Source organism: Mucilaginibacter sp. R-33, assembly GCF_049949235.1.
Lineage (GTDB): Bacteria > Bacteroidota > Bacteroidia > Sphingobacteriales > Sphingobacteriaceae > Mucilaginibacter.
Window position 1 is genome coordinate 3,876,089 of the sequence record NZ_CP188089.1, and the last position, 14,764, is coordinate 3,890,852.

Annotated in this window: 17 protein-coding genes; 10 read left to right on the forward strand and 7 right to left on the reverse strand. The window is 42.4% G+C overall.

Going from position 1 to position 14,764, the window contains the following annotated elements:
- Positions 1–55: 55 nt before the first annotated feature.
- From ACP26M_RS15995 to ubiE, 6 genes are all read right to left on the reverse strand, one after another.
- Positions 56–718 (reverse strand): CBS domain-containing protein, encoded by a 663-nt coding sequence (locus ACP26M_RS15995; RefSeq protein WP_176622571.1) that lies wholly within the window; start codon positions 716–718, stop codon positions 56–58.
- On the reverse strand, positions 719–1,492 hold the full coding sequence (locus tag ACP26M_RS16000; RefSeq protein ID WP_091172581.1) for an alpha/beta fold hydrolase: 774 nt from the start codon (positions 1,490–1,492) through the stop codon (positions 719–721).
- 217 nt (positions 1,493–1,709) lie between these two features.
- On the reverse strand, positions 1,710–2,159 hold the full coding sequence (locus tag ACP26M_RS16005; RefSeq protein ID WP_188832885.1) for a GatB/YqeY domain-containing protein: 450 nt from the start codon (positions 2,157–2,159) through the stop codon (positions 1,710–1,712).
- 161 nt (positions 2,160–2,320) lie between these two features.
- A complete protein-coding gene (locus ACP26M_RS16010) occupies positions 2,321–3,079 on the reverse strand; it encodes an SDR family oxidoreductase (RefSeq protein WP_426581381.1) in 759 nt (252 codons plus the stop codon).
- 266 nt (positions 3,080–3,345) lie between these two features.
- The gene (locus tag ACP26M_RS16015) at positions 3,346–4,080 is read right to left on the reverse strand and encodes an outer membrane beta-barrel protein (RefSeq protein ID WP_426581383.1); all 735 of its coding nucleotides are present in this window, start codon (positions 4,078–4,080) and stop codon (positions 3,346–3,348) included.
- Positions 4,077–4,808, reverse strand: a complete 732-nt coding sequence (gene ubiE / locus ACP26M_RS16020) for a bifunctional demethylmenaquinone methyltransferase/2-methoxy-6-polyprenyl-1,4-benzoquinol methylase UbiE (RefSeq protein WP_175490059.1) — start codon at positions 4,806–4,808, stop codon at positions 4,077–4,079. The genes ACP26M_RS16015 and ubiE overlap by 4 nt, the downstream gene beginning before the upstream one ends.
- Before the next feature lie 357 nt (positions 4,809–5,165).
- On the opposite strand from ubiE, the gene ACP26M_RS16025 reads away from it, so the two are divergent.
- Together ACP26M_RS16025 and ACP26M_RS16030 are read left to right on the forward strand one after the other, a co-directional pair.
- Positions 5,166–6,536: a Gfo/Idh/MocA family protein gene (locus ACP26M_RS16025; protein ID WP_090531940.1), complete on the forward strand. Its 1,371-nt coding sequence runs from the start codon at positions 5,166–5,168 to the stop codon at positions 6,534–6,536.
- Between the two features lie 23 nt (positions 6,537–6,559).
- The gene (locus ACP26M_RS16030; protein ID WP_426581386.1) at positions 6,560–7,297 is read left to right on the forward strand and encodes a 3-keto-disaccharide hydrolase; all 738 of its coding nucleotides are present in this window, start codon (positions 6,560–6,562) and stop codon (positions 7,295–7,297) included.
- Positions 7,298–7,521: 224 nt separating this feature from the next.
- Here ACP26M_RS16030 and ACP26M_RS16035 read toward each other — a convergent pair whose 3' ends face one another.
- Positions 7,522–8,010, reverse strand: coding sequence for a VOC family protein (locus ACP26M_RS16035; RefSeq protein ID WP_091172596.1), 489 nt, complete (start codon positions 8,008–8,010; stop codon positions 7,522–7,524).
- Between the two features lie 295 nt (positions 8,011–8,305).
- Here ACP26M_RS16035 and yihA point away from each other — a divergent pair, with 295 nt between their 5' ends.
- From yihA to ACP26M_RS16075, 8 genes are all read left to right on the forward strand, one after another.
- Positions 8,306–8,950 (forward strand): ribosome biogenesis GTP-binding protein YihA/YsxC, encoded by a 645-nt coding sequence (yihA, locus tag ACP26M_RS16040; RefSeq protein ID WP_426581389.1) that lies wholly within the window; start codon positions 8,306–8,308, stop codon positions 8,948–8,950.
- A 130-nt stretch (positions 8,951–9,080) separates the two neighbouring features.
- Positions 9,081–9,506 (forward strand): endonuclease domain-containing protein, encoded by a 426-nt coding sequence (locus ACP26M_RS16045; RefSeq protein ID WP_188832880.1) that lies wholly within the window; start codon positions 9,081–9,083, stop codon positions 9,504–9,506.
- Positions 9,503–10,357 carry a UbiA-like polyprenyltransferase gene (locus ACP26M_RS16050; protein ID WP_112654815.1) on the forward strand — a complete coding sequence of 285 codons (855 nt, stop codon included), beginning with the start codon at positions 9,503–9,505 and terminating at the stop codon, positions 10,355–10,357. The genes ACP26M_RS16045 and ACP26M_RS16050 overlap by 4 nt, the downstream gene beginning before the upstream one ends.
- Positions 10,345–10,950, forward strand: coding sequence for a Crp/Fnr family transcriptional regulator (locus ACP26M_RS16055; RefSeq protein WP_426581392.1), 606 nt, complete (start codon positions 10,345–10,347; stop codon positions 10,948–10,950). The genes ACP26M_RS16050 and ACP26M_RS16055 overlap by 13 nt, the downstream gene beginning before the upstream one ends.
- A 158-nt stretch (positions 10,951–11,108) precedes the next feature.
- Positions 11,109–12,032, forward strand: a complete 924-nt coding sequence (locus ACP26M_RS16060) for an NAD-dependent epimerase/dehydratase family protein (RefSeq protein WP_426581394.1) — start codon at positions 11,109–11,111, stop codon at positions 12,030–12,032.
- An 80-nt stretch (positions 12,033–12,112) separates the two neighbouring features.
- The gene (locus ACP26M_RS16065) at positions 12,113–12,571 is read left to right on the forward strand and encodes a hypothetical protein (protein ID WP_426581396.1); all 459 of its coding nucleotides are present in this window, start codon (positions 12,113–12,115) and stop codon (positions 12,569–12,571) included.
- Positions 12,553–12,873 (forward strand): hypothetical protein, encoded by a 321-nt coding sequence (locus ACP26M_RS16070; RefSeq protein WP_426581398.1) that lies wholly within the window; start codon positions 12,553–12,555, stop codon positions 12,871–12,873. Before ACP26M_RS16065 ends, ACP26M_RS16070 begins: the two co-directional genes overlap by 19 nt.
- Positions 12,874–13,050: 177 nt before the next feature.
- Positions 13,051–14,754 (forward strand): M3 family oligoendopeptidase, encoded by a 1,704-nt coding sequence (locus tag ACP26M_RS16075; RefSeq protein ID WP_426581400.1) that lies wholly within the window; start codon positions 13,051–13,053, stop codon positions 14,752–14,754.
- The last annotated feature ends 10 nt before the right edge of the window (positions 14,755–14,764 follow it).

Consider the following 14,764-nt stretch of genomic DNA (forward strand, 5'->3'; position numbering starts at 1 on the left):
TTAAGACTTTAGGCTCAGGACTTAAAATTTCCGCCTTAGGGCTTCGGACTAAATACTACAAATTAAGGTAATTCATGAGCGAATCATACCTGTCGCGGGTGGTATCGTTGATATCGGTATGATTAAAGGTAGCTTTGATATCATACTCATACCGAAGGAAGCTGGCAGTTATGGCCGAAATATCCAGCTTGTTGACCTTAAGGGTAACTTCCATCCGGGTTGAATCGGGAAAGGACTGAACATAGGAGCTCAGGATCTGCGCATTGTCCGATTCAACTATCTGCGCCATGTGCGCAAGCGAATTATTTTTATTGTTGATCTCCAGTACAATAATGCCTCCCGGTTGGGATACTGAAGTTATTTTTGCGAAATATTCTGTAATGGCGTTAATAGATATCAACCCAAGATAATTGCTTTTAGCGTCAAGCACCGGTACAATGGTAAGCTGCTGCTCATAAAACAGCCGGATAACATCATAAATATGCTGATCTTCCAACACGTAGGGATTAACCAACGAAAGGGCCAGCGCACCTATGGACGTTTGATAATCACTTTCGGCTATCAGGTCATCCTCGGCAAGCAAACCTAAAAACTGCTCTTCATTTACAATAGGCAAATGCCTGAGGCGAAACTCAATCATACGGTCAAGCACTTTCTGAATGGTATCAGAAGTGTGTACCGGCGGTATCGAGTCAGCTATCAGGTCAAGTGCTATCATCTATGCATTTACTTTGGTTTCTAATTTAGCTAAAAACTGTTTAAGTAACGTATTAAATTCTTCAGGGTGCTCCATCATAGGGGCATGTCCGCATTTATCAATCCAATGAAGTTCTGAATCGGGCAATAGCTCATGAAATTCAACAGCTACCTCGGGCGGGGTGATCTTGTCATTTCGTCCCCATATCAAAGATACCGGGATAGTGATCTTATGCAGATCTTTTTTCATATTATGCCTGATGGCAGATTTTGCCATGGCCAGCAAGCGGATCACCTTATGCCTGTCGTTAATGGTCTGAAAAACATCAAGCACCAACTCATCGGTGGCTATAGCCGGATCGTAAAATGTAAATTGCACTTTTTCGCGCACAAAATCAATACTCTCCCTGCGGGGAAAAGAGCCGCCGAAAGCATTTTCATATAAGCCCGAGCTACCGGTTAAAACAAGGGCCTTTATATTTTCGGGATGCGTGGTTAAATAAACCAGCGCCACATGCCCGCCAAGCGAGTTACCCAATAAGGTAATATTGCTGAGCTTTTTAAACTTTATAAACTTATGTACAAATTTCGATAAACTTTTTACCCCGGTACTAATCAGCGGCATGTCATAAACAGGCAGCATAGGGATGATAACCCTGTATTTTGATTTAAACTCATTAATAACACCATCCCAATTGCTCAGTGCCCCCATTAAACCATGCAGCAGTAACAGCACCTCTCCTTCGCCCTCATCGATGTAACTAAAACCGTGTTCCTCTTTAAGCACGAACTCCATATAAAATATTAAAAATTAATTTTTCAAACTTATCTTATACCAAAATCGCTTTCAGTACAAATTCCTGTTATTCCGCTGTAAAATTAGTTTATTACGAACGACATTTAGCAAGTATAGTAATTATTTACCAATGTAGTAATGTTAAGCTTTTATTAAATAAGATTAACATTAACACAACATTACGTAAAAAGCGCTGTACTAATTAAATGGTAAAAGCTTAACCCAATAACTGTTTAACCACCTCTGATATTGTTTTACCGTCAGCCTTGCCCGCAAGCTCTTTACTGGCCATACCCATTACGCGGCCCATATCTTTTACGGATGTAGCACCTATCCTGCCAATAAGCTCTTCAAGGTAGCCTTCAATTTCAAACTTGCTCATTTGCTGCGGAAGGTATTCTTCAATAACCAGCATTTCGGCTATTTCCACCTGGTACAGGTCGTCGCGGTTTTGCTCCTTATAAATATCGGCCGATTCCTTACGTTGCTTTACCAGCTTTTGCAATACTTTAATTTCAGCTTCCTCGGTTAGTTCATCGGCAGCGCCTTTTTCGGTTTTAGCCAAAAGCAATGCCGATTTGATGGCACGCAACCCCTGTAAACGATCTGCCTGCTTGGCAAGCATGGCCAGTTTAATGTCCTGGTCTATTTGTGTAATTAATGACATATGTTTTATGTTAGTCCGGAAGTCCGATGTCGGAAAGTCCGGAAGTTTTTCTTTTTAGTCCGGAAATCCGATGTCCGAAAGTCCGAAGGATTTGTTTGGTTAATAAAGCAGCCTTGTCTTACTTTCGGACTTTACTGACTTTCCGACTTCAGACTTCCCCTCTACCCCCTAAATATCGTACCTGCGTTGGCTTGCGCTGTAGGCATGATCACGAGGTCGTTAATATTAACATGTGCCGGTCGTGATGCAATGAACCAGATGGTTTCGGCCACATCTTCGGCCACTAATGGTTTAAAACCATCATACACTTTTTTGGCCCTTTCCTTATCACCTTTAAAGCGCACCTCCGAAAACTCGGTTTCTACAGCACCCGGATGTATCGCCGTTACCTTAATACTATGGGGTAAAAGGTCAATCCGCATACCTTTATTTAAAGCATCAACTGCATGTTTGGTAGCGCAATATACATTTCCGTTGGCATAAACTTCCTTACCGGCAATTGAACCAAGGTTTATAATATGACCATTACCGTTTTCTATCATCCAATTTGATACCACCCGGCTCACATACAATAAGCCTTTAACATTGGTATCAATCATGGTTTCCCAATCATCAATGCTGCCTTTTTGAATGGGGTCAAGCCCCTGGCTTAAACCTGCATTGTTAACCAATACAGTTACTTTCTTCCATTCGGCCGGCAAAGCTTCCAGGCTGTTGATGGTATCTTCGCGGTTACGCACATCAAATGACGAAACCGCAACCTCTACGTTATACTTATCATTCAGGTGTTTGGCCAGTTTCTCTAACCTGTTTAACCGGCGGCCGGTTAATACCAGGTCATAGCCTTCACGGGCAAAAACGTGTGCACATGCCTCGCCAATGCCGGCGGTAGCTCCTGTAATTAAGGCAATCTTACTCATAGGTATTGATAACTATAAACAGCGAAATTATGTTTTTTAGTTTAAAATATTGTCGGTTGGGAGTAAGGATGTTTTTGAAGAAAGGATTTTACTCACCCCACCATTGCGTTGAAAACGCAAATCCATCTTACGCTCTCATTATAAATTAGCGCGAGATTTAGGAGGAACGGTCATCCTGAACTGGTCGAAGGACGCGCGCAGAGGCCCAACCCGCCATGCTTCGACGGGCTGTATGACATCTTTTTTTATATTTTTAAGTATCTACCCTACTCAAAAATCAAACTAAACATAATGGTATGTAAGCCCAGCCTGCTGAGGGGCGCCGAGTAGGGGTTATACTCGCGCATCAGCACATTGCCTAACGAATTGGAGATCTTAATCTCGGGCGAAAGCTTAAAAAATTCAAAATAAATATCACAACCAACGCCCGCCTCATACGAGGCAAAGCCACCTACATTTTTAACCAGCTTCTCTGAAAGGTCAAGGTTGGCATCCGCGTTTTTCTTAGAGCCTATCGCCTGGGTATATTTCAGGCCGCCTACAACATAAGCCCTGAAATCGCCCAGCCTGTCTGATTTTAATTTCAATTGCAGGGGCACGTCTACCGAAGTGGTTTGTACTTTTTTATCCACATCTTCCGACGGATCTACATAAGAATAATGCAAAACCCTGTCGGCAAAAATTAATGATGGTGTGGTACGTACCTCAAGATGTTCAGTGACCCTGTACCGGGTCAAAAAACCTACTCCGAAAGCCGGTGAACTTTTTGAGCTGATGCTGTTAAGCGGCCCTTTAACCTGCACACCGTTCTCATCTAAAAACGCGTTGCGAAAATTGGGTTGATTGACGATCTTAAAATCGGTGCTTACATACGTGAAACTGAAGCCAAAGCTCAGATCCTGCTGATCGGCACCGCCACCCCATGCAGGTACATGCTGAGCAAACAATAAATTGCTGCTAAAAATAAGTACAACTACAAGCAGGTAACGGTTTATAATCATTTAATACCGGTGTATATTGAACAGATACCAAACGTTAAAGGCCGGCATTTGGTATTCTTAAAGCCTACTTTATCCATCAAACCCACAAAAGCCCGCCCATCAGGAAAAGCAGCTACCGACTCGGGCAAATAGCTGTACGCCCTTGCATCTTTGCTAAACAATTTACCAATCCCCGGGGTAATATAGCTGAAGTAAAAATTATACAACTGCTTTACCGGGAATACTTTAGGCTTTGAAAACTCAAGCACCACCACCTTCCCTCCGGGTTTTAGCACCCGGATTATATCAGCAAGGCCTTTTTCCAGGTTTTCAAAATTACGTACACCGTAGGCAACCGTAACAGCGTCAAACTCCGCGCCCTCAAACGGCAGTTTTTCCGAATCGCCCAGTTTTACAGCAAATTTATCGCTTAAACCCCGTTTTGCTATTTTTTGCTCCGCGATGTCAAGCATCCCCCTTGAAATATCTACACCAATAATTTTTTCAGGTTTCAGGATAGATAAAGCCTCAAAAGCAAAATCGCCGGTACCGGTAGCAACATCAAGTATCAGTTTGGGTTTATCCTTTTTTAATTCGTTGATGGCCTTTTTACGCCAGATGATATCAATACCAAGCGACATGAAATGGTTCAGGAAATCATAGGTTTTTGATATATTGTTGAACATATCTGCCACCTGTTCTTTTTTGGTAGCCTGCTCGTCATGGTACGGTGTTATGGTTTTGCTCATCGGGGCAAAGATAATGATTGTATACCGAATGCATTAACACTAACAAGGGTGAAAAAGGAATACTGAAACAGGGCTGACAAGTTAACTCACCCCGACTTCGCTACGCTCGCCACCCCTCTCTGCTTCGCAAAGAGGGGATTTTAATTTATATATTTTCTTACCCTCTTTATCCGAAGGATAGAGGATGGTGGCCCAACGCAGCGCAGGCCAAATGGACCACCTATGCGTTACGCTGTAACTAAACCGATTTTATATTACTACAATTATGAAAATGTTAAGTCAATTCATTATTTTTAAAAACCAATTTCAGCCGGCACACTCCGGCAAATCACATTTAAAATTTGTTTCCTTATCCTTATGAAAGACGAACAAGAATCCTCGCGCCGCAGTTTTATTAAAAAACTAACCACTGCAACCGCGGCCGTAGCTGCCGGATCGGGCCTCTTAGCCAGCCAAAGCCAGGCCAAATCTTTTTCTATCCAGAAACGCCTCATCGGCAACAGTCCTAACGACCAGGTAAACATCGCCCTCATTGGCGCCGGTGGTATGGGTACCCAGGATACCATCACCGCCCTGCAGGTGCCCGGTGTTAAACTGGTAGCCGTATGCGATTTGTATGACGGTCGCTTAAAGGATGCTAAAACCCGCTGGGGAGCCGACATTTTTACTACCCGGGTTTACAAAGAGATCCTGAACCGTAAAGACATTGACGCTGTAATCATTGCCACACCTGATCACTGGCACCAGCAAATTTCTGTTGATGCCATGCACGCCGGTAAACATGTATATTGCGAAAAACCGATGGTGCACGCCATTACCGAAGGGCCGGCGGTGATCAAAGCGCAAAAAGAAACAGGAATGATCTTCCAGGTAGGCAGCCAGGGGGTATCATCATTAGGCAATGAAAAAGCACACGAGCTGTTAAAAAGCGGCGCTATTGGCGAATTAAACTATGCCGAAGGTTTCTGGGCCCGCCGGGCGCCGCTTGAGGTTTGGCAATACCCGATCCCTGAAGATGCCTCACCTCAAACTGTTGATTGGGAAACTTATATCAGCAATACTAAAAAGCGTCCGTTTGATGAAAAACGCTTTTTCCGCTGGAGAAACTATACTGATTATGGCACCGGCATGGCGGGCGACCTTTTTGTTCACCTTTTTTCAAGCCTGCATTTTATAACCGATTCAGTTGGCCCTAATAAAATTTATGCATCCGGCGGCTTACGTTTCTGGAATGATGGCCGCGAAGTACCTGATGTACTTTTAGGCACTTTTGATTACGGCAAAACGCAGGCTCATCCAGCCTTTAATCTTTCCTTACGTTGCAACTTCGTGGATGGCACCAGCGGTACCACTTATCTTAAACTGGTAGGCAGCGAAGGCTCAATGGATATAACATGGGATAAAGTGACGCTTAAACGCAATAAAGTGATGGACTCTGATGATCCATTCTATCTTGATAAACTCAAAAAAGCAGGCAGCGGTTATGCCGAACGCAAAAAAATGCTACCGCCCGAAGAGATCACGTATGATGCCGAAAAAGGATACAAAGGTGGGCCATATGATCATATGGTGAACTTTTTTACGGCTATCCGCAATAAAGGCAAGGTAACTGAAGATGCGATATTTGGCTATCGTGCGGCAGCCCCTGCCCTGCTGTGTAATGACAGCTATTACAATAACAGCCCCATGTTCTGGGATCCGGAAAAAATGCAGGTTGTCAAAAAATAACAGATCACAGCAAATACCTTATTATGAAACAACAGTTTAAAAAATTGGGTTTGGCACTGGCTGCTGCAGGCTTAGTTTGCGTACAAACGTCAGGGATTCCGGTTCATAACGCTAAACTTCCTAAACAGGCTACTCCTGCAAAAGGTACCTGGATAAATTTATTTGATGGCAAAACGTTAAAAGGCTGGCATGGCTTCAACAAAAACGGTCCGGTAAAAAACTGGACCATTGTTGACGGTGCCCTGGTTTGTCTTGGTGCAGCGCAGGGTGATACCGGCGGAGATATAGTAACCGATAAAGCTTATACCAATTTTGAGCTTTCATGGGAATGGAAGATAGAAAAAGGCAGTAACAGCGGTGTAATATACCATGTGGTTGAAGATCCGAAATACCATGGCCCTTATGAAACCGGCCCCGAATACCAGATCATTGACGATGCCGGCTGGCCCGAAAAACTGGAAGACTGGCAAAAAACAGGCTGTGATTATGCCATGTACCTGCCAAACATCTCAAAAAAAGTAGCCCCGGTTGGCACCTGGAACACCAGTAAAATTATTTTCAACAACGGTCATGTTGAACACTGGCTCAACGGCAAAAAGATTTTAGCTTTTGAAGCCTGGACCAGCGACTGGAAAAGGAAAAAAGCCGACGGTAAATGGAAAGATTATCCCGACTATGGCAACGCCAAAACCGGCTTAATTGCACTGCAGGACCACGGGCATAAAGCTTATTTCAGGAGCATTAAAATAAAGGAATTATAAAATTTATAATTTTTTGCTTCGTACCTTCGCGCAACAGTTTTATCTTTATCAAAAAACTCATTGGGGGTACGAAGCAATCCTTAACAGCAGGCAACCATGCAATATCGCCGGCAGAGGACTGCTTCGCCGTTCCGCCTCCCAATGACCGGGAAAGATTGATTATCTTTTGATCCCCCCGTTGAATATATAACCCACAATGAGTTTTTTTGTTTGCTTTTTATCTGTTAATTAGCCAGTTGCAGTAAATTTTCTATATCCAGCCTGCGGGTAAACATGGTCAAATTCCCTTCCTGATCTACAGGCCATTGTTCTTTGGGGCGATCCCAGTAGAGCTCAACCCCGTTTTGATCGGGATCGTTAAGATAGATGGCTTCAGATACACCATGGTCAGATGCTCCTGTAATATTGTAACGGGCATCAATCAGCCTTTTAAGTATAATGGCCAGGTCTTTTCTTTCGGGATATAAGATGGCAGTATGGTATAAGCCCGGTGCGTATTCCGGGGCTGGTGAAGCGCCTTTGCTATGCCAGGTATTTAAGCCAATATGATGGTGATAACCACCTGCAGATATAAATGCAGCCTGATCGCCGTACATCACCATTTTTTCAAAGCCTAACAAACCACAGTAAAAATCAAGAGATTTTTGCAGGTCGCTTACTTTTAAATGTACGTGACCAATGCGGGTTTGGGCGGGTATTTTATAATCGTTCATGTTGTTTCTTGTTGGAAGGTTAAAATGTTGTAAAGTTGGAATGTTGCCTACAAACATCATCAACTGTCACAAATTTAAGCTATTTTAATCCGGACCGTGTCGGCGACATGTAAAATATGTTTAAACATCTATTTTTATTAATTTTGATTCAGTTTCAAACCTGAAGCACTACGCTGGCTTGAACAAAACATTACAACCATCAACAATCTAATAACATTTCAACTTTAAAACATTACAACTTTATAACAACAAATCCGACTTTATAACATCCAAAACAAAACCCTACCTTTGCAGAATGATCGTAAAATCGGCCGAATTTATTTGCAGCAACAGCCAGGTAAGCAAGTTACCTCCACCCGTTAAAGCGGAGTACGCTTTCATCGGGCGCTCAAATGTGGGCAAATCATCCCTTATCAATACATTAACCGGTAAAAAGGGCCTTGCTAAAACATCGCAAACTCCCGGCAAAACGCAACTGATCAATCATTTCCTGATCAACGAGAGCTGGTACATTGTCGATTTACCCGGTTATGGCTATGCCCGCGCATCAAAAACGGAAAAAGCCAAATGGGATAAGTTCATCCATACTTACCTTGACAAACGCGAAAGCTTGCAATGCGTAATGGTGCTGATTGATAGTCGCCTCGAGCCACAAAAGATCGACCTTGAATTTTGCAACTGGCTTGGCGAAAAAGGCCTTTCATTTGTGCTGGTATTTACCAAAGTCGATAAACAATCGAACATTAAAACCGATCAAACTATTGCCCGGTTTAAAAAAGCCCTGTTGGCTACATTTGATGAAATGCCACAGTTTTTTATCACATCGTCAGAAACACAGCAAGGCCGCGAAGAGATACTTGAGTTTATTGATGCAGTAAATCAAAATTTTGAAGTGCCGGTGTTTCTTGGTTCCCCTCTTGAGAGGGGGCGCGAAGAATAGCGCGATGGCAGGGGTGTGTTAACAAGCGACAAGCAATACGTCTGCTAAGCATACGACGCAACACACCCCTACACCCCTCTCAAGAGGGGAATCGCACAGGGCCTTTTAATTATTTTTAATATTGAGCAATATGCCCCGCACAATCATTCCATACAATCCCCGGTTAAAAGAGCTGGCCCGGAAATTAAGGAATGACAGTACAATTGGCGAAATACTACTCTGGAAAGAGTTAAAAGGCAAACAAGGTTATGGATATGATTTCCATCGCCAAAAGCCTCTGTTAAATTATATTGTAGATTTCTATTGTTTCGAACTAAATTTGATAATAGAGATCGATGGTCAATATCATAACCACGAAGAGACATATAAACTGGATTTGATACGTGAGCAAGAACTCGAAAAATACGATTTAACAATTATCCGTTTTACTGAACTGGAAGTAAGAAAAGACATGTTCAACGTTTTAAGAACAATTGAGCAACATATAGAGAAATTTAAAAACAACGAAGTAGATCACACCTCTTACCCCTCTCAAGAGGAGAGCCGAATATCATGAAAAAATATTTATCTTTAGTAACCTTCGCCCACACCATCTTCGCGATGCCGTTTGCATTTATCGGCTTCTTTTTGGCGGTAACTACTACGCAATATCATTTCGACTGGCTTAAGCTGGTTTTGATGGTACTTTGCATGGTATTCGCCCGTAACTCGGCGATGGCCTTTAACCGCTACCTTGACAGGGATATAGACATTCAGAATCCGCGCACCAAACAACGTGATATCCCGGCCGGCCGGATCAGTCCAAAAGCTGCTTTAACCTTTGTTATTATCAACTGCCTGCTGTTTATTACAGCTACCTGGTTCATTAACAGGCTTTGTTTCTTTTTATCGCCGGTAGCTTTATTTGTGGTGATGGGTTACAGCGCAACCAAACGTTTTACCGCGCTCTGCCATTTGGTATTGGGATTGGGTTTATCGCTTGCCCCTATCGGCGCTTATTTAGTGGTTACCGGTCAGTTTGCCCTTACACCTATATTCTTTTCACTATCCGTGCTTTGTTGGGTAAGCGGCTTTGATATCATTTACGCCCTGCAGGATGAAGATTTTGACCGAAGCCAAAACCTGCACTCTATCCCGGCGTACTTAGGTAAGGTGAACGCCTTAAGACTCTCTACCTTTTTACATGTGCTTTCGGCTGTTTTCATCATGATGCCGGCATTTGAAACTCAAGTAGGCTTCCTGTACTACATTGGTATCGCGTTCTTTTGCGCCATGCTTGTTTACCAACACCTGCTTGTAAAACCAAATGACCTGAGCCGCGTTAACTTTGCTTTTATGACTACCAATGGCATTGCCAGCGTAGTATTTGCTGTATTGTTTTTGCTCGACAGGATATGGATCCACTAACAGCGCTTAATAAGTTTAGGGAATATTTTGAAAGATATGTTCCGCTTACTGATGAAGAGTGGCAGGCCTTATCGCGATACCTAACGGTTGATACCTTAAAAAAGAAAAGGTTTTATGTAGAGGCCGGTAAAGTATGCGATCATATCGGCCTGGTGGTAAAAGGATCCGTGCGCTATTACCACGTTAAAGACGGCGAGGAAATAACAGGATATTTCAGCTTTGAAGATGAAATGCTGAGCTCATACAAAAGCTTCCTCACCCGTACCCCGGCAGCAAATTATATCCAGGCGCTTGAAGATTCGGTGATTGTGAATTTAAGCCACAATAATCTGAAACAAGCTTGCATGAATGAGCTGCTCGGTTTTAAGATGGAGCGTTTTGGGAGATTAACAGCCGAACACTATCTCATCTGTTACGAAGAACGCATCACCTCCTTCATCACCCAATCGCCCGAAGAACGTTATGCCGATCTTTTACAAACAGGTGGCGAAGCCTTGTACCGCATCCCCCAGCATTATATTGCCAATTATTTAGGAATTACCCCGGTTTCGCTCTCGCGGATCAGAAGAAGGATCATGAAGATAAGCGCCTGACCTCACCCCGACCCTCTCCAAGGGAGAGGGAGTAAAGGCATAAATTTAAAAGTCCTCTCCTTTGGAGAGGATTTAGGAGAGGTCAATTCCTTATCTTTTGTTAACGTTTTGATTTACAAAGGCAGCTTACTTTTGTAATACACAAAACGAAAAAGATCATGCATACTATATTAGGAGCCGGCGGTCCGGTAGCGAACGCCCTTACCAAAGAATTAATCAACCATAACGAAACCATCCGTTTGGTTAGCCGCAAACCGGTTACCGCTACTAACGATAAAGTAACCTGGCAAAAAGCCGATTTGCTTAACTACGATGAAGTACTGTCGGCAGCAAAAGGATCTACGGTAATTTATCTCGTTGCCGGCCTGGTTTATGATAAAGACATCTGGCGGACGCAATGGCCGGTGATCATGCAAAATGTGATCAATGTTACCAAAGCCACCGGTGCCCGTTTAATATTTTTTGATAACGTTTACATGTACGGACTGGTTAACGGCTCCATGACCGAAGATACCCCATATAAACCCAGCAGCGTTAAAGGCGAAATAAGAGCGGGCATCGCCGAAATGCTCATGAATGAAGTTAAAGCCGGCAATATCAACGCAACCATAGCCCGCGCACCTGATTTTTATGGCGCCCCGGTCAACAGCTTTATTGATATGATGGTGCTGAGCAATTACGCCAAAAAACAAAACGCGCAATGGATAGGCAATCCGGATTGTAAACACAATTTTATTTATGTGCCCGATGCAGGTAAAGCTATGTTCATGCTTGGTCAAAATCCCAAGAGCGGCAATCAGATCTGGCACCTCCCTGCTCCGCCGGCCATAAACGGTAAACAGTTTTTGGATATTGCCGCCAAGATTTATAAAGTTGAACCAAAATATACGCGCGTTAATAAAGTAATGCTGTGGCTGTTCGGCCTGTTTAAAAAAGTGGTAATGGGTACTGTAGAAATGTATTATCAGTATGACCACGATTATATTTTCGACAGCAGCAAATTTGAGAAAGCGTTCAACTTTAAACCAACAAGCTACGAGGATGCGATAACTGAGATATCGAAAACGCTTCATAAGAGTTAAATAGTATTAATGGTATCAATTCATACTATACTCTGAGATTTATCAAATAAAAACATATCTTGGTAACTCAATTGTCATGAATGAACAACCCAACCGAAATAAGAAAATTAGCTTATCAACGTTTAAAAGAAGCTGAAATATTATATAATAACACAATGTGTGACGGCGCGTTCTATCTTGCAGGCTATAGTGTAGAATTAATGTTAAAGGCAAAAATTTGTGATAGGCTTGGGATCCCGAATTTGTTTGATGAAACCAATTCTAACACGAACTCAATAAGAGGAATCGGAGATATCAGAAAGACACTTAAAACACATAATCTTTTCACATTATTGATATTTAGTGGTTTAAAAGTTAAATTTGATAATGACAAAGCAAACAACAAAGATTTAGCAAAAGCAAATTCTTTGTTGTTTAATGCATGGGATGAAAATGCGCGCTACAAGCCATGTGGACACATGTTGAATAAGGATGTAGAAAAATTAATAAATTTGCTTTCCGGAGCTAATGGAATACTATCATGGATAGAACAGAATTAAAAGAATTATTAAAGCCATTTGAAACTAAGTGCGCTGAAAAGGGAAAATCACTACAAGGAATTTGCGTTGAAGACGCATTTCCAGGAGATAGTTCTACATCTTTTATCGTTCAGGTAAAGGCACCATGGGTAGACGACATGTATTGCTCAGAGGCAATAGACTTTTTATTTGATACACTTTGGGAAACAACAAATGAGGAAATCAGAAAAAAGGTTTTTTCCATTCAAGTTATAGATAGTAGAGACGAACTGCATTGTTCATCAGAGCCGGTATCTAACGATAAAATTACTATCGTTAAGTAACTTTTTATAACAATTGGGAAATCCGAAAGTTGAAATAGCTTTCGGATTTTTCTTTATAATGTAACCAAATTTCATATTGAAGTGCAGACTTCGAATTAATTTACAGATCTATTATTTGCACTTCTCCAACCATAATCTGCACATTTGCACATACGCATATCTGCACATCTAAAAATCATGATCCACAAAAAAACGAGAACATATATCCCGGCTTCCCTTGATATTAAATGGGAAACCCTTGAACCTTTTTATAAAGAATTATTAGATCGTCCAATCCACTCAGTTGAAGAACTGGAGAAATGGCTACACGATAAAAGTGAGCTGGAAGCTGCATTAGAGGAAGATTTCGCCTGGCGCTATATCCGCATGACCTGCGATACCACCAGCGAAGACCTGCTTCAAAAGTTCCAGTACTTTGCTACCGAAATTGAGCCCAAAATTGCTCCATACAGTAACGAACTGAACAAAAAGCTGGTTGCCAGCGCGTTTGTTGATAAACTGGATGGCAAAAAATATTTTATTTTTTTACGGGCCGTAAAAAAAGCATTGGAACTTTTCCGCGAGGAAAATATCCCGGTACAAACCGAGATCCAGGTGGAACAGCAAAAGTATCAGTCAATCACCGGTGCCATGTCTGTTCATATTGATGATAAGGAATTTACTTTAGAACAAGCTTCTGTATTTTTAAAAGGCACCGACCGTGCTAAACGCCAGGAAGTTTGGGAAAAGATCACCACTCGCCGTTTACAGGATAAAGACAAACTCGATGAACTTTTCGATCATTTGCGCAAGCTTCGTCACACCGTAGCAACAAACGCCAATTTTGAAAACTTCCGCGATTATATGTTCCAGGCTTTGGGCCGTTTCGATTATACCCCGCAGGATTGTTATGCTTTTCATGCAGCTATCGAAACCGAAATAGTGCCTATTCTAAGAACCCAGACCGAAAAGCGCCGCGAGGCTTTGCACTTACCTGCCCTTAAGCCATGGGATATGGATGTGGATATCTCAGGCAAACCAGCCCTTAAACCATTTCAGAATGGCGAAGACCTGATCGAAAAATCTATCCAGTGCTTCAGCAACATCAATCGTTATTTAGGCGAACGTTTGGAGATCATGAAAGATAACGGCCTGTTTGATGTGGAAAGCCGTAAAGGCAAAGCCCCGGGTGGTTACAACTATCCGTTGGCCGAAACCGGCGCGCCTTTCATCTTCATGAATTCGGCCAATACCTTCCGCGATTTAACTACTATGGTACATGAAGGCGGTCATGCGGTACACACTTTCCTTACTGCCGATCTGGAACTGAATGATTTTAAACATTGCCCATCCGAAGTTGCCGAATTAGCCTCCATGTCGATGGAGCTGATCTCGATGGATAACTGGAATGTGTATTTTGATAACGAGGAAGATCTTAAACGCGCCAAACGTGATCAGTTGGTTGATGTTTTGAAAACCCTGCCTTGGGTAGCCGTTGTCGATCAGTTTCAGCATTGGATCTATACCAACCCCGACCATACCGATGCCGACCGTACAACCGCCTGGATCGAGATCTTTGAACCATTCGGCGCGGGTTTTGCCGATTGGAGCGAGCATCGCGAAGCATTAGCAAATCTTTGGCAAAAACAGTTGCACATTTTCGAGGTACCATTTTACTATATCGAATACGGCATGGCGCAATTAGGAGCTATAGCTGTATGGAAAAACTACAAAGAAAATCCTGAAAAGGGTTTGCAACAATATTTAGAAGCCCTTAAACTCGGTTATACTAAAACTATTAAAGAGATTTACGAAACCGCAGGGATCAAGTTTGACTTTAGCGCGGCCTATGTAAAAGAATTAGCTGAGTTTGTTAAATCAGAGTTGGATAAATTGAATTAAGATAAATTCT

What these genes read in the sequence shown, in the direction of transcription:
- ACP26M_RS16035 (WP_091172596.1), bottom strand. Translation starts at nt 8,010, where the DNA reads ATGAACGATTATAAAATACCCGCCCAAACCCGCATTGGTCACGTACAT.
- ACP26M_RS15995 (WP_176622571.1), bottom strand. Translation starts at nt 718, where the DNA reads ATGATAGCACTTGACCTGATAGCTGACTCGATACCGCCGGTACACACT.
- ACP26M_RS16055 (WP_426581392.1), top strand. Translation starts at nt 10,345, where the DNA reads ATGGATCCACTAACAGCGCTTAATAAGTTTAGGGAATATTTTGAAAGA.
- ACP26M_RS16045 (WP_188832880.1), top strand. Translation starts at nt 9,081, where the DNA reads ATGCCCCGCACAATCATTCCATACAATCCCCGGTTAAAAGAGCTGGCC.
- ACP26M_RS16060 (WP_426581394.1), top strand. Translation starts at nt 11,109, where the DNA reads ATGCATACTATATTAGGAGCCGGCGGTCCGGTAGCGAACGCCCTTACC.
- ACP26M_RS16070 (WP_426581398.1), top strand. Translation starts at nt 12,553, where the DNA reads ATGGATAGAACAGAATTAAAAGAATTATTAAAGCCATTTGAAACTAAG.
- ACP26M_RS16065 (WP_426581396.1), top strand. Translation starts at nt 12,113, where the DNA reads ATGAACAACCCAACCGAAATAAGAAAATTAGCTTATCAACGTTTAAAA.
- ACP26M_RS16050 (WP_112654815.1), top strand. Translation starts at nt 9,503, where the DNA reads ATGAAAAAATATTTATCTTTAGTAACCTTCGCCCACACCATCTTCGCG.
- ubiE (WP_175490059.1), bottom strand. Translation starts at nt 4,808, where the DNA reads ATGAGCAAAACCATAACACCGTACCATGACGAGCAGGCTACCAAAAAA.
- ACP26M_RS16075 (WP_426581400.1), top strand. Translation starts at nt 13,051, where the DNA reads ATGATCCACAAAAAAACGAGAACATATATCCCGGCTTCCCTTGATATT.
- ACP26M_RS16030 (WP_426581386.1), top strand. Translation starts at nt 6,560, where the DNA reads ATGAAACAACAGTTTAAAAAATTGGGTTTGGCACTGGCTGCTGCAGGC.
- yihA (WP_426581389.1), top strand. Translation starts at nt 8,306, where the DNA reads ATGATCGTAAAATCGGCCGAATTTATTTGCAGCAACAGCCAGGTAAGC.
- ACP26M_RS16015 (WP_426581383.1), bottom strand. Translation starts at nt 4,080, where the DNA reads ATGATTATAAACCGTTACCTGCTTGTAGTTGTACTTATTTTTAGCAGC.
- ACP26M_RS16005 (WP_188832885.1), bottom strand. Translation starts at nt 2,159, where the DNA reads ATGTCATTAATTACACAAATAGACCAGGACATTAAACTGGCCATGCTT.
- ACP26M_RS16010 (WP_426581381.1), bottom strand. Translation starts at nt 3,079, where the DNA reads ATGAGTAAGATTGCCTTAATTACAGGAGCTACCGCCGGCATTGGCGAG.
- ACP26M_RS16000 (WP_091172581.1), bottom strand. Translation starts at nt 1,492, where the DNA reads ATGGAGTTCGTGCTTAAAGAGGAACACGGTTTTAGTTACATCGATGAG.
- ACP26M_RS16025 (WP_090531940.1), top strand. Translation starts at nt 5,166, where the DNA reads ATGAAAGACGAACAAGAATCCTCGCGCCGCAGTTTTATTAAAAAACTA.